The sequence below is a fragment of the Skermanella sp. genome (genome assembly GCF_059503625.1).
Genome location: NZ_JCACHA010000669.1, coordinates 1 through 13001 on the forward strand (window position 1 = coordinate 1; position 13001 = coordinate 13001).

The window sequence follows — 13001 nt, forward strand, 5'->3', positions numbered from 1 at the left end:
GCCGCGTTCAGTGCGCGGATACGCGCACCCTCCGCCGCGCCGCGCATTTCCACCTGCTTCAAAGCCATTGAAACGCGGCCGGAGACCGCGTCTACATTCGCTGTCGGCCAGTCAGCCTCATCATCCAGAAACCCGCTGTGAGCCTTTCATTTTTATGAAATGCTATTCAACGGTATTGGCAGTAAGCCGATTTCGACCGCAGCCTTAAGAGCAGCCGCAGCCAAAGTTGGCACAGGAACCTGGACGGTTCCCAGCATCCACAATAGCCTCGATTCAACTCCCCCTCCTAAATCAATGCTTTGCAGGTCGACAGGACTGCCTGATGATTGCGAGGGCCGTAAAATCGGCCACAAGAACAAAAGAATGAAAACAGGGGGGAGCGAGATGAAGGGTATCGTAGGGATTTGCCTGCCGGCGGCGCTGCTGCTGGTAGGCCTGGGCGCCTGCGCGATGGATCGCCAAGCCGATGCCGACGACGGGATGAGCTTCTTCGTCACCAGCGTCGGGAGCGGCAAAGGCGCCGATCTGGGGGGCCTGGAAGGCGCCGACCGGCACTGTCAGCAGCTGGCGCAGGCGGCAGGAGCCGGAGGCCGGACATGGCATGCCTATCTCAGCACGCAGAGCGTGGGCGAGAAGCCGGCCGTCAATGCCCGTGACCGCATCGGGCAGGGACCGTGGCGGAATGCGAAGGCCACGGTCATCGCCCGGAACCTGGACGACCTCCACAACGCCAACGGCCTCACCAAGGAAACCGTGCTCACCGAGAAAGGCAACGTCGTCAATGGCCGGGGCGATACCCCGAACACGCACGACATCCTGACCGGATCCCAGCCGGACGGAACGGCATTCACCGTGGCCGAGGACAGGACCTGCGGCAACTGGACGAAAAGCGGGGCCGATGGTGCCGCCATGGTCGGCCACAGCGACCGAAGGGGACTGAACGAGGACCCTCCCGCGAAATCCTGGAACTCATCGCATCTAAGCCGTGGCGGGTGCAGCCAGGAGGCGCTGAAGGGCACCGGAGGCGCCGGACTGCTGTACTGTTTCGCAACGGATTGACCCGACCTGCCGAAGCGGGAGCCAGCCGCTCGAAGACGAGCGGCTGGTCCGGGGCGAAGTGTCCCACAACAGAATATGGGGAACCATGCAGAGAACTCACCGGGACAGTGACGATGGTGTCCATGGCGCCTGGAACCCGGGCATACGGTCGGAACTCACTCGCGAACTGCTGGCGCTGTCGACCATCTTCCGGCCGGAGAATGTCTTCCACGATCTGACCCGGGCGATGGAACTCCGGGACGTCACCGGGCTTCCTCTGGAGGTTCTCGCGATCTTCCGGCCCGAACGGCTGACGCTGCATGAGTTGCTGGTGCGCGTCACCGCCGACTACGAGATTCCGGACCCGGAAGACGCCAGCGTCGGCAGCCTTGGACTGAACCTGCGGCGCATGGCGCAAACGCTGTCGGAACAGGCCGTCGATCCGATCCGATCCGAGATCGACGAACTTTACAGGCGGACGCGGAGCGACCTCGAAACCTTCATCGGGAGCGAGCTGGCCTCCGCCTTCGGCCGTGTTTCGGCCAGACCGTCCGGCCCGTCCAGCGGGCAAGGCGAGGCGTCGCGCGGTCTTTGGTCATGGTTCCGCGGATCGGCCCGGAAACAGGATCAGCCTGCGGTGGAAAGCCAGCGCGACCGCGACGAGCGGATCGTCGGCGAATGGACGGTGCGGGCGCACGCAAGCGACGCGGCCTTGGAAAGGGCGGCTTACCGTTCGCTGGCAAGGGTCGCGTCGGCCGTTCGATTGCACCATGGCCGTATCGTGGGCGAAAACACGTTTCTGGCGTCGCTCGCCACCGACCTTGCCTGCAACGACTATGGCGCCGAGGTCATCGGCCGGTATCTCGAACCAAGAATCCATGAAGTCGCACAGCAGCAAGGGTTTCGGGAGCTTCCCCATCAGGCCAAGCCTGTCACCATGCTGACCAAGGGAGCATCGGCATCCGGAAAGAGCACGATGCGGCCGCTGCAAAGGAAGCTGGCCGCGAAGCTGGGCATACAGTGGAACGACTTCGCGCTGATAAGTCCCGATACGTGGAGACGGGCCTTGCTCGACTTCGGATCGCTGGGTCCGCTGTACAAGTATGCCGGGATGCTCACAAGTCACGAAGTCACGATCATCGACCGCAAGCTCGACATGCACCTGGTCCGCAAGGGCGACAAGCAGCAGACCTCGCACCTGATGATCGACCGCTTCCGGTTCGACAGCTTTGCGCTGGACTCGGATGAAAGCAAGCACCTGCCATCCCGTTTCGGCAACCTGCTCTGCTACTCCCTGATGGTCACGCCCCCGCAGGAAACCGTCGAGCGCGCGTGGCAGCGTGGCCTCGAACTCGGCCGGTACAAGGCCGTGGACGATCTGCTGGCGCATAATGTGGAGGCATTCACCGGCATGCAGAACATCCTGTTCGGGCGGGCGCTGAACCCGGACGTTCCCGTTCACTACGAGTTCCTGGACAACAGCGTCCCTCGCGGAGAAGTGCCGCTCACGGCAGCCTTCGGCTGGAGCGGCGAGATGAATATCCTGGACGTGAAATGCATACTCAACCTGGAGCGATACCGGAAGATCAACATCAACGCGAAGGGGCCGGAGGAGGTTTATCCGGACCAGGCGGCGATGGCCGCGGAAAACAACACCGAATTCCTCAGCCGGTGTATCCGGAAGTTTCCCGTGGTGAACGTTGCCGACCGGGAAACGGGCCGCATCCATGTCCGCTTCGAGGCGGGTCAGCTCAAGTGGATCGATCCGGACGCCCTCGCCGAAGCGAGCAAGGATGAGGAGGTGAGGGTCGCCCTGAGCGGGACCGCGCCGGAAATCTTCGAGGGGGCTGCCTGCTCCGCGGCCGTTCCCGAGTTTCTCCAGCCGGATAGATATCACACGATCGGCCGCTGGGCCGAAAAGGCCCGTCCTTCCAGTTGAGGCGGGATGTCCGGCGCCGGGCATGTCTGAACGTGGCACCTCCGATTGGTAATGGCGACGGATGCGCCACCGGCGCGTTCCTATCGCCGATGACGAACACCGAGCCGACAACGACCGAAGCACAGCGACCGGCCCGGGCACAGCCGCCGGCGCCGGCGGCAAGCGGGCAACCGGTGGCCTGGAATCCGTGGATCGTCCGCACGGCCGTCCTCGGGCTGGCCCTGATCCTCGTGATCGCCTTCTTCACCCGCTGGGACCTTTGGGTCGGTTCGAACGTCAACCAGAAAACGAACGACGCCTATCTCCAGGCGGATGTGACGCCGATCTCCGCCCAGGTTTCCGGCGTCGTGGGATCGGTTCCGGTCGACGATTTCCAGCGGGTCAGGGCCGGCGACCTGCTTGCCGAGATCGTCGATACCGATTACCGCGCCAGGGTGGCCCAGGCAGAAGCGGCCCTGAAAGCCGCCGTCGCGGCCATCGCATCGCTGGAGAGCCAGAAGCGGACCCAGCGCACCCTGATCGATCAGGCCGTGGCGGAGGTCAAGGGGCTCGAGGTGGAAGCTTGGCGTACCCGGCTGGAGGAGGAGCGCCAGCAGGAGCTGGTCAACCAGAAGCTGGCCGGTACCCAGCAGGCCTTGCAGCAAGCCCAGTCGGCGGCGCAGCGCGCGGCTGCGGCTCTCGAAAGCGGGCGTGCGCAGATCGAGCAGCAGAAGGCGCTGCTCGACGGCATCGGCGCCCAGCAGCAGCAGGCCGAGGCGACCCGGCAGCAGCAGGAAGCCGCCCTGACCATCGCCCGGATCAGCCTGGGCTATACCAGGATCACGGCGGCCGTCGATGGCATGGTCGGGCAAAGGCAGGTCCGTCCCGGCCAGTATGTGGCGCCCGGCAGCCAGATCATCACGCTGGTCCCGCTTCCCAACGTCTGGGTCCTGGCGAACTACAAGGAAACCCAGCTGACCCGCATCCGGGTCGGGCAGCCGGCGACCATCCGGGTCGATGCCTATCCCGGCGCCGTCCTGCACGGCAAGGTCGAGGCCTATTCTCCCGCCAGCGGCAGCCAGTTCGCCCTGCTGCCTCCGGAAAACGCGACTGGCAACTTCACCAAGGTCGTCCAGCGCATCCCCGTGAAGATCGTGTTCGACATTCCCAATCCGCTGGAAGACCTCCTGCGGCCGGGCATGTCCGTCGTCGTGACCGTCGATACGACAGGAGCCGACGAGCCGACCGGCGCGGAGAACGGCGGGGGCGGCTCGTGACGGCGGTTCCGGACGGGCGCACCCTGTCTTTCCTCAGCCTCCGCCGGCTCCCCGGTCCTGTCCTCAGTCACCATCCGCTGATCGGTATCCTCGGCGTACTTCTGGGAGCCATCATCGCGACCCTGACGGCGCGCATCACCGCCTTCGGACTGGCCGACATCCGGGGCGCTATCCACGCCGGTTTCGAAGAAGGGGCTTGGATCACAACCTCCTACACGGTGGCGCAGATGCTGGTGGCGCCTGCGTCGGCGTTTCTCGGCGCCGTCTTCGGTCCCCGGCGCGTCCTGCTGATTTCTTCGGCCACATACGGGTTGGCGGCGGCGGCGCTGCCCCTTACCGGCACGCTGTCGGGCGTGCTGGCGTGTCAGGTGCTTGCCGGGCTGTCGTCCGGCACCTTCATCCCGCTGACCATAGGCTTCATCGTCCGCAACCTGCCGCAGCAGTACGTCGTCTACGGCATCGCGATCTATGCGATGAACGTCGAGCTGTCGCTGAACGTGTCGGCGTCGCTGGAAGGCTGGGTGATCGAGAACCTCGGGCTGGCGTGGATCTTCTGGGACACCGCCGTTCTGGCTCCCCTGATGTGGCTGTGCGTCTATTACGGCATGCCGCGCGAACCGATGAACCGCGATCTGCTCAAGGACGCCGACTGGTGGGGGATCGTCTATGCCAGCGTCGGCTTCGCCCTGATCTATGCCGCACTCGACCAGGGCAACCGGCTGGACTGGCTGAATTCTGGCCTGGTTACCGGCTTGCTGCTGGCGGGCGGCTTGCTGATCGTGGCCTTCATCGTCCAGGAACTGACCTGCCCAAAGCCCTGGATCACGTTCAGCGTCATCTTCCGGGGCAACATACCGCTCCTGTGCCTGCTGCTGATCATGCTGCGGCTGGTCATGCTGTCTACGGCGTACCTGATCCCGCAATACCTGATCACCGTCCATAACTACCGCGCCCTGGAAGTGGGCGACACCCTGCTTCTGATAGCCCTGCCGCAGTTCCTGCTGGCGCCGTTGATCGGGACCCTGCTGCGCTACGTCGATCCCCGCGTCACGATGGCCATCGGCTTCGCCGCCGTGGGACTGGCGTGCCTGCTGGCCTCCCGCCTGACGGCGGACTGGGTCGGCGCCGACTTCCTGCCGTCGCAGATGCTCCAGGCTTTCGGCCAGTCGTTCGCGATGACGTCGCTGATCTTCTTCAACATCAAGAACCTGGCTCCCGCCCATATCCTGACCCTGGGCGCCCTGCTGCAAACCTCGCGCCTGCTGGGCGGCGAACTGGGCGCCGCCTTCATGCAGACCTTCGTGCGGGTGCGCGAACAGTTCCACTCCTTCTCGCTGGGGATGAACGTCGAACAGGGAAATTCCGAGATCGTGCAGCGCCTGGCCGGCTACGCCGCGCGGGTCGTCGCCCGGTCCGCCGGAAACGCCGAAGCGTCGGAACGGGCCGTTTCGCTGCTTGGCGGCGTGGTGCGCAATCAGGCCTATGTCCTGGCGTATATCGACGGTTTCCTGGTGATCGGCTGGTTCATCATCGGCGGGCTGGTGATGATAGCCCTGCTGCGGCCGGCGCCAAAGCCGTGACGCACCGGTATCCGTCAATCATATCTTAAGCGCGCCGTCCGAGAATGGGTGCTTCTCGCCAATCACCCATTTACGCCCCGGAACCGATGCGCATGTCCCCGGCTTTCCACTGCACCCTCAAGCGCCTGCGCTTTGGCGCGAATACCGTTGCGATCGCGGTGACCCTGCTGTCGACCGTCGTCACGATCTGCCTCAACGATGAGACCAAGTCGCCGGCATCGGCCCTCCTGGCGGTCGGCTTCTTCACGTGCTTCGCTCTCCTGTGGGGCTTCGTGCGTCAGGATCTTCAGGAGCGCGATACCCGCGACGCTCCCGACATCATTTGAACGTCGCCGGCAGGCGGGGTCTCAGCCGGGTGCGGCGCTCCTGACGAAATCGCTGGCGGCGGCGGCGCGGCGCTTGACCTCCGACGTGTCGATCGCTGTCAGCCGGCCGCCCCGCTTCAACACCCTTCCATCCACGATCACGGTATCGACGTCACCGGGACCGGCGGAGTGGACGATCATGTGCGCCATGTCCGCGATCGGCGTCATAGAAAACCCTCCGGAGCGGACGTGAGTCGCGGTCATGATCAGGTCGGCCCGCTTGCCCGCCGCCAGCGACCCGGTGATTGCGGACAGGCCGAGCGAGCGCGCCCCCTCCAGCGTGCCGAGTTCCAGCATCCTGCGCGCGGTCGTGCCGAATTCCGATAGGGCCTGCCCGTTGAACAGGTTGTGGGTGACCTTCATGATGTCCATCATGTCGGCGTCTCCCGTCAGCGGCGTGGTGTCCACCGACAGGCCGGTCGTCACGCCTGCTTCCAGGAACGCCCTGACGGGAGGGACGCCGTAGCCGATCGTCATTTCGGAGAAAGGCGACAGCGTCACGACGGCGCCCCGCCTGGCCATGGCCTCGACCTCGGCCGGCGTGATGTGGGTGGCGTGGACGACCTGGAATCCCTCGTGCAGCAGCCCAAGCCGCTCCAGCGCCGCGACGTGGCCATGGTCGCCGGGGGTCGAGTTGGCGTGAAGGGAAACGGGCAGGCCGCGCTCCCGCGCCGCGTCGAAATCGGCGCGGTAGACGGCGGGATCGACCGGCGTCAACTTGGCTGCGCCGCCCGGCTCCTGGACGACCGACTGGACACCCCGCCAGCCGAGCCCGAGGCTCAGCAGCCCGCCGTTCTCGTAATCCTGCCACTGGTCGTGCAGCCGCATGAAATCCGCGGCGTCCAGCGGTTGCCGGGGCGACAGCGGGCGATAGGGACCGTAGGAAAAGCGCCCCCGGATGCCGGCGTCCTTCAAGGCCTGGACATCGCTGCGGGCGTGTTCGGGCGAGCGGATATTGTGGCACCAGTCATGGACGGTCGTGATGCCGGCGTTGATCGCCTCCGCCGCCGACAGCAGCGTCCCGGCATACATGTGCTCGGGCAGGAACGCCGACCCCGTTCTGGTCACCACCTGGAAATATCCGTTGCCCGGAACGCTGTCGGCCATGTTCCGCATCAGCGATGTCCACATGTGCCAGTGCGTATCGACCAGACCGGGCGAGACGATGAACCCGGCGCCGTCGATCGCCTCTGCGCCCGGAGCCGCGAGGTTCTCGCCGATCTCGACGATCGTCCCGTCGCGGACATGCACGTCGCCCCTGGGCAGGTCGGCCGCGCCCGGCTCCATCGTCAGCACATACCCGCCGCGGATGACGAACTCGCCCTGCGGCGGCTGCCGGACGAGCGGGCCGGACGGGGCCGCCCCGGTTTGGGCCGGAGCGGTGCGCCAGGGCAGCAGGGTGGTGCCCAGCGCCAGCCCGCCGAGCGCCAGTCTGCCGAGGAGAGCGCGCCGGCTGACGGCCAGCGGGCTGGAGCCTGTGGGGATGCGGTGATCGTACGGCATCGCGGGCCTTTCGACGGTGCGGGGCGGAAACGCCAGACCCTTGATCTGAAACTCGACCGCCGCTTTTCCAGTCCTGCGATTCCCAATACATCGGATAGGGCCTGACGACAGGGGACACTCCGTCCCGGGGCGGAAAGGCGGAACCAAGACTCCGGGCGTGCTGTTCCAACACGACGGTTTGGCTTCTGGAGTTCACGATGGTCACGCGGCAAGCACGTTCCGACGCCGGCAGCGGCCGGCGGTACCGCAAGGCGTACCGTGACGAGGATCATGCCCTCTCGCCGGGCAAAGCGGCCCTGATCGTCGGCGGCGTCCAGCTTCTCAGCGGGCTGTTCAGCCGGCGCTACAGTCCCGATCCGACCCATCCGGACATCAAGGACTGGTACCAAAGCCTTGAAAAGCCATCCTACAAGCCACCGGACCCGGTGTTCGGCGCGGCCTGGCCCGTCGTCACGACACTGCTGGGGATCGGGGCGTACCGGCTGATGCGGCAGCCGCGCAGTGCCGAACGCGATGCGGCGCTTGCGCTCTGGGCGGCCAACATCGCCATGACGAGCGGCTGGGGCAAGGTCTTCTTCGGCGAACGCAGCATCACCGGCGCCACCATGGTCGCCGCGGCCATGGTCGGCACCGGCGCCGGCTATGTCGAGCGCGCTTCCCATGTCGACCGGTATGCCGCGGCCCTGGGAGTGCCGTTCACCGCCTGGACCCTGTTCGGCGGTGCGATGACGGAGGACCTGCGCGAGCACAACAGAGATCTCGACGGCGCGGACCCCGACGGCGGCGACCCCGGACCACAGCACTCCTGACCTTGCCCGAGCCGGTGAGATCAGCACCTTGTCCGACAATCCGAAGGGAAGCCGCCCGTGCGCGTAGCGCTGTTCATCACCTGCTATAATGACACGCTGTTTCCGCAGACGGGGATCGCCACCGTCAGGCTGCTGGAGCGGCTGGGCCATACCGTCGAGTTCCCGGAGGACCAGACCTGCTGCGGCCAGATGCACTCCAACACCGGGTACGGCGACGAGGCCATTCCCCTGATCCGCCGTTTCGTCAAGGCGTTCCGGGATGCCGAGGTTATCGTTTCGCCATCGTCGTCGTGCGTTTCCAACATCCGCACCGCCTATCTCCGAAGCCTTGCCGACACCGGCGACGAGGCGCTGAAGCGCGATGTGGCCGATCTGGTGCCGCGGGTGTTCGAACTGTCCCAGTTCCTGGTCGAGAAACTGGGCGTCGAGGATGTCGGGGCCTATTACCCCCGGCGGGTCACCTACCATCCGACCTGCAATTCGCTCCGGGCCCTGAAGGTCGGCGAGGCGCCGCTGAAGCTGCTGCGGGCGGTACGCGGTCTCGACCTGATCGAGTTGCCCGATGCGCAGGAGTGCTGCGGTTTCGGAGGCAACTTCGCGGTCAAGAACGAGGATACCTCGGTCGCGATGCTGTCGGACAAGATGCGGACCGTCCTCGGCACCCGCGCCGAAATCTGCACCGCCCTGGACAGCTCGTGCCTGATGCATATCGGGGGTGGACTTCACCGGCTACGCAGCGGCGTCCGCACCGTTCACCTTGCGGAAATCCTGGCATCCACCGAAGGGGACTTCATCCATGGCGAGCGCCGCTGAACGCCACACATTCCCGGAACTGGCGAAGCGCGCCGTAGCGGATACCCAGCTCCGGCGCAACATCGGCAACGCGACGCAGACGATCCGCGCCAAGCGCGCCGCCGTGGTCGCCGAGGTCCCGGACTGGGAAGACCTCCGCGAAGCCGGGCGGTCGCTGAAGGAGCATACGCTGCGCGACCTGGACCGCTACCTGGTCCAGCTTGAGGAAGCGGTGACGAAAGCCGGCGGACAGGTCCACTGGGCGCGCGACGGCGCCGAGGCGAGCCGCATCGTCGTCGAGATCGCCGAACGTCATTCGGTCAAGGAGGTGATCAAGGTCAAGTCGATCACCACCGAGGAGATCAAGCTGAACGAGGCGCTGGAGGCAGCCGGCATCCGGCCTTTCGAGACCGATCTGGCGGAACTCATCATCCAGCTCGGCGACGATGTTTCCTCGCATATCCTGGTGCCGGCGATCCACCGCAACCGGGCGGAAATACGCGAACTGTTCATGCGGAAGCTCGGTTTGGCCGAGCTGTCCGACCGCCCGTCGGACCTGACCGCCGCAGCGCGCACATATCTCCGCGAGAAGTTCCTGACCGTTCCGATGGCGGTCAGCGGGGCGAATTTCGGGATCTGCGACACCGGCACGATCTGCGTCGTCGAGTCGGAAGGCAATGGCCGCATGTGCCTGACGCTACCCCAGGTCCTTGTCAGCGTAATGGGCGTCGAGAAGCTGGTGCCGACATGGGAGGACATGGAAGTCTTCCTCCAGCTTCTGCCGCGGTCCTCGACCGGCGAACGGATGAACCCCTACAATTCCTTCTGGACGGGGGTTACTCCCGGCGACGGCCCTCAGGAATTCCATCTGGTGCTGCTCGACAACCGGCGGACTGACGTGCTGGCCGACAGGACCGGACGCCAGACGCTCAACTGCATCCGGTGCAGCGCCTGCCTGAACATCTGCCCGGTCTATTCCCGGACGGGGGGCCATGCCTACCATTCCGAGTATCAGGGGCCGATCGGCGCGATCCTGACGCCGCAGCTTCATGGGATGGAGTCGGCTGCATCGCTGCCCTATGCCTCGTCCCTGTGCGGAGCCTGCTACGAGGTCTGCCCGGTCAAGATCAACATTCCTGAAGTGCTGGTGCATCTGCGGACCCGTGCCGTGGCCCAGAGCGGCTTTACCCTGGAGAAGCTGGCGATGGGGGCGGCGATCAGGATGTTCGACAATCCGCGACTGCTGGAAACGGCGCAGAAGATCGCGCGGGTCGCCCAGCGTCCGTTCGCCAGCGACGGCTACATCACCGGCGGGATCGGGCCGGTGCGTCAGTGGACCAAGGCGCGCGACCTGCCCGCCGTCCCAAGCCAGAGTTTCCGCGACTGGTGGAGGACGCGCCGGTGAGCGCCGCACGGGAGGAAGTTCTTGGCCGCATCCGGCAGGCCCTGTCCCGCGACCCGGCGGGCGAGATCGGCATCGCGCGGAGCTACCGGCGAACCGCCGCTCTGCACGGAGCCGAACTGGTCGGCCGGTTCGCCGAGCGGGCCGAAGCCTACAAGGCGACCGTGCTGCGGGTCGACGCTTCCGGACTGGCGGACGCGCTCGAACGGCTGCAGGGGCGCTTCGTCGTCCCGGACGATCTGCCGGAGACTTGGCTTCCGACCGAGTTCGTCCGGGATCACGGACAACTCGGCCACCGCGACCTGGATGCCGTGGACGGAGTGGTCACCGGCTGCGCGCTGGCCATCGCGGAGACCGGGACCATCGTCCTGGATGCCGGCGTCGGACAGGGACGCCGGGCGATCACCCTGCTGCCGGACTTCCATGTCTGCATCGTTCCCGTGGACCGGATCGTCGCATCGGTGCCCGAAGCCGTAGCGGCGCTTCGCACCTCGCTTCCCCGTCCCCTGACTTTCATGTCCGGGCCGTCGGCGACATCCGATATCGAGCTGAACCGGGTCGAGGGAGTCCATGGCCCGCGCAGGCTGGAGATCATCTTCCTCGGAGAGACACCCGGTTAGCTCCGGACGAGGTCTTCAGCATCGCCGGCGAGCGCGGAAAACACATCGTAGATCTATTGGAGGATGCCTGGGATGAGTAGAATTATGTCGGTCGTCGCCTCGGCGATCATGGTCTTCTGCCTCCTCGTGCATCCTGTGAGCGTGCATCCCGTAAGCGCCCAGCAGCGGAACATGACCATCGGCATGACGAACTGGGCCGAAAACATCGCAGTCGCCAATCTCTGGAAGATCCTCCTGGAGGAACGGGGCTACCAGGCCGAGCTGAGGTCCGTCGACCGGGTTCTGGCGTTCAGCGGGCTGGCCCGGGGCGACATCGATCTTGGCCTAGAGACGTGGCTTCCCAAAACAGACAAATCCGTCATGGACCGTTTCGGCAAATCCATCGAGGTCCATGACTCCTGGTACAAGGGAACGCGGCAGGGGTTCGTCGTACCCTCCTATGTTTCGATCGACAGCATCCGCGAATTGTCCGAGCACGAGACCGACTTCCCCGCCGCGGGGGAAAAGGCGGCCATCGTCGGCATCGATCCCGGTTCCTCGCTGATGCAGATGGCCGAGAAGGTCCTGAAGACCTACGACCTGGACATGAAGCTGATCAACTCGTCCGAAACGGGCATGATGAGCGCACTGGCCCGGGCCTACCGGGATCGCGCTCCCATCGTCGTTACCCTGTGGAGCCCGCATTGGGCCTTCGCGCAATACGACCTCAAATATCTTGAGGACACCGAGAACGACTTCGGCGGCAGCGACGACATCCATTTCATGAGCCGCGCCGGCTTCGGACAGGATTTTCCGGAAGTCGTCGGCTGGCTGAATGCCTGGGATATGAGTGACGCCCAACTTGGCTCCCTCATGCTGACGATCGAGCAGGCCGGCAATGCCGAGGCCGGCGCCCGCAAATGGCTGGCCGAAAACCGGTCCCTTGCCGACGGCTGGCTGATGGCAAAGGGAAAGACCGGTCCGTGACCGTCAGGTTCCGGGAGCCCGGCCATGGATGACGCATATCGGGAAATCGGCCGGCTGTATCTGGCGCTCCTCTCGCCCGAACAGGTGAGGGGAGATCGTCTCGGCGACGACGCGATGAACCGCTGGATGCTCGACATCCCGCCCGGCGCCGCTGTACTGGATGCCTGCTGCGGCATCGCCAACGATGTGCTTGCCCTCCACAGAGGCAGTCCGATGGCCGGAAGGGGCGGCCCCTGGACAGCCTACGGCTCCGATCTTTCGGAAGGCCTGCTTGAGGCGGCGCGGGCCATGACGTCTGCTCATGGACTATCCGGCGACCGCTTTCGGTGTTCGTCCTTTGCAGATCTCGCCTCGATCCCGGAATGGCGCGGGAAGTTCGACGTGGTGATCGCCGCGCACGCGATCTACACGGCTCCGGACGGGATCGGGCAGGGAACTTACGATGATTACCTCACCGCTTCCCTGCGCGGCATGAAGACCGTTCTAAAAAGCGGCGGATATCTGTTGACGAACACCCGCGACTGGGAAGCTCTTCATGGTGCGGGATTCCCATCTGCCACCGTCGAAAACCGGCATGATGGCGAGGCCTTCCGATGCCGCTACGACTGGAAACAAGGACCCACGCCTCATTCGCTGCATCTTGCCACGCTGACCTTCGAGCGCGAGGGCTCGGACGAGCGTTCGACCTCGACCGTCCGCTTCATCGGCCGCAGTGTCGAGGATATGCATAG

12 protein-coding genes are annotated in these 13001 nt (G+C 65.3%); 11 read left to right on the plus strand and 1 reads right to left on the minus strand.

Translation table 11 applies throughout. The features are described from left to right. Nucleotides 1-384 precede the first annotated feature (384 nt). The 5 genes from AC5JJ6_RS21300 to AC5JJ6_RS21320 all read left to right on the plus strand — a co-directional run bounded on the left by AC5JJ6_RS21300 (nt 385) and on the right by AC5JJ6_RS21320 (nt 6139). The gene (locus tag AC5JJ6_RS21300) at nt 385-1059 is read left to right on the plus strand and encodes a hypothetical protein (RefSeq protein ID WP_496043981.1); all 675 of its coding nucleotides are present in this window, start codon (nt 385-387) and stop codon (nt 1057-1059) included. A gap of 85 nt (nt 1060-1144) precedes the next feature. After that, nucleotides 1145-2977 (plus strand): hypothetical protein, encoded by a 1833-nt coding sequence (locus AC5JJ6_RS21305; protein ID WP_496043982.1) that lies wholly within the window; start codon nt 1145-1147, stop codon nt 2975-2977. Nucleotides 2978-3150: 173 nt separating this feature from the next. Then, nucleotides 3151-4233: an HlyD family secretion protein gene (locus tag AC5JJ6_RS21310; protein ID WP_496043983.1), complete on the plus strand. Its 1083-nt coding sequence runs from the start codon at nt 3151-3153 to the stop codon at nt 4231-4233. Then, nucleotides 4230-5813, plus strand: coding sequence for an MFS transporter (locus AC5JJ6_RS21315; protein WP_496043984.1), 1584 nt, complete (start codon nt 4230-4232; stop codon nt 5811-5813). Before AC5JJ6_RS21310 ends, AC5JJ6_RS21315 begins: the two co-directional genes overlap by 4 nt. Before the next feature lie 92 nt (nt 5814-5905). Beyond that, nucleotides 5906-6139 carry a hypothetical protein gene (locus AC5JJ6_RS21320; protein ID WP_496043985.1) on the plus strand — a complete coding sequence of 78 codons (234 nt, stop codon included), beginning with the start codon at nt 5906-5908 and terminating at the stop codon, nt 6137-6139. A gap of 21 nt (nt 6140-6160) precedes the next feature. On the opposite strand, the gene AC5JJ6_RS21325 is transcribed toward AC5JJ6_RS21320, so the two are convergent. Further along, nucleotides 6161-7681, minus strand: coding sequence for an amidohydrolase family protein (locus AC5JJ6_RS21325; RefSeq protein WP_496043986.1), 1521 nt, complete (start codon nt 7679-7681; stop codon nt 6161-6163). 197 nt (nt 7682-7878) lie between these two features. Here AC5JJ6_RS21325 and AC5JJ6_RS21330 point away from each other — a divergent pair, with 197 nt between their 5' ends. From AC5JJ6_RS21330 to AC5JJ6_RS21355, 6 genes are all read left to right on the plus strand, one after another. Beyond that, on the plus strand, nt 7879-8490 hold the full coding sequence (locus tag AC5JJ6_RS21330; protein WP_496043987.1) for a TspO/MBR family protein: 612 nt from the start codon (nt 7879-7881) through the stop codon (nt 8488-8490). Nucleotides 8491-8547: 57 nt separating this feature from the next. Beyond that, a complete protein-coding gene (locus AC5JJ6_RS21335) occupies nt 8548-9303 on the plus strand; it encodes a (Fe-S)-binding protein (protein WP_496043988.1) in 756 nt (251 codons plus the stop codon). Next, a complete protein-coding gene (locus tag AC5JJ6_RS21340; protein ID WP_496043989.1) occupies nt 9287-10687 on the plus strand; it encodes a LutB/LldF family L-lactate oxidation iron-sulfur protein in 1401 nt (466 codons plus the stop codon). Before AC5JJ6_RS21335 ends, AC5JJ6_RS21340 begins: the two co-directional genes overlap by 17 nt. Beyond that, nucleotides 10684-11304 carry a LutC/YkgG family protein gene (locus AC5JJ6_RS21345; protein ID WP_496043990.1) on the plus strand — a complete coding sequence of 207 codons (621 nt, stop codon included), beginning with the start codon at nt 10684-10686 and terminating at the stop codon, nt 11302-11304. The genes AC5JJ6_RS21340 and AC5JJ6_RS21345 overlap by 4 nt, the downstream gene beginning before the upstream one ends. Before the next feature lie 72 nt (nt 11305-11376). Next, a complete protein-coding gene (locus tag AC5JJ6_RS21350; protein ID WP_496043991.1) occupies nt 11377-12270 on the plus strand; it encodes a glycine betaine ABC transporter substrate-binding protein in 894 nt (297 codons plus the stop codon). Between the two features lie 24 nt (nt 12271-12294). Beyond that, the coding region (locus AC5JJ6_RS21355; protein ID WP_496043992.1) for a class I SAM-dependent methyltransferase at nt 12295-13001 on the plus strand (707 nt) is incomplete at its 3' end.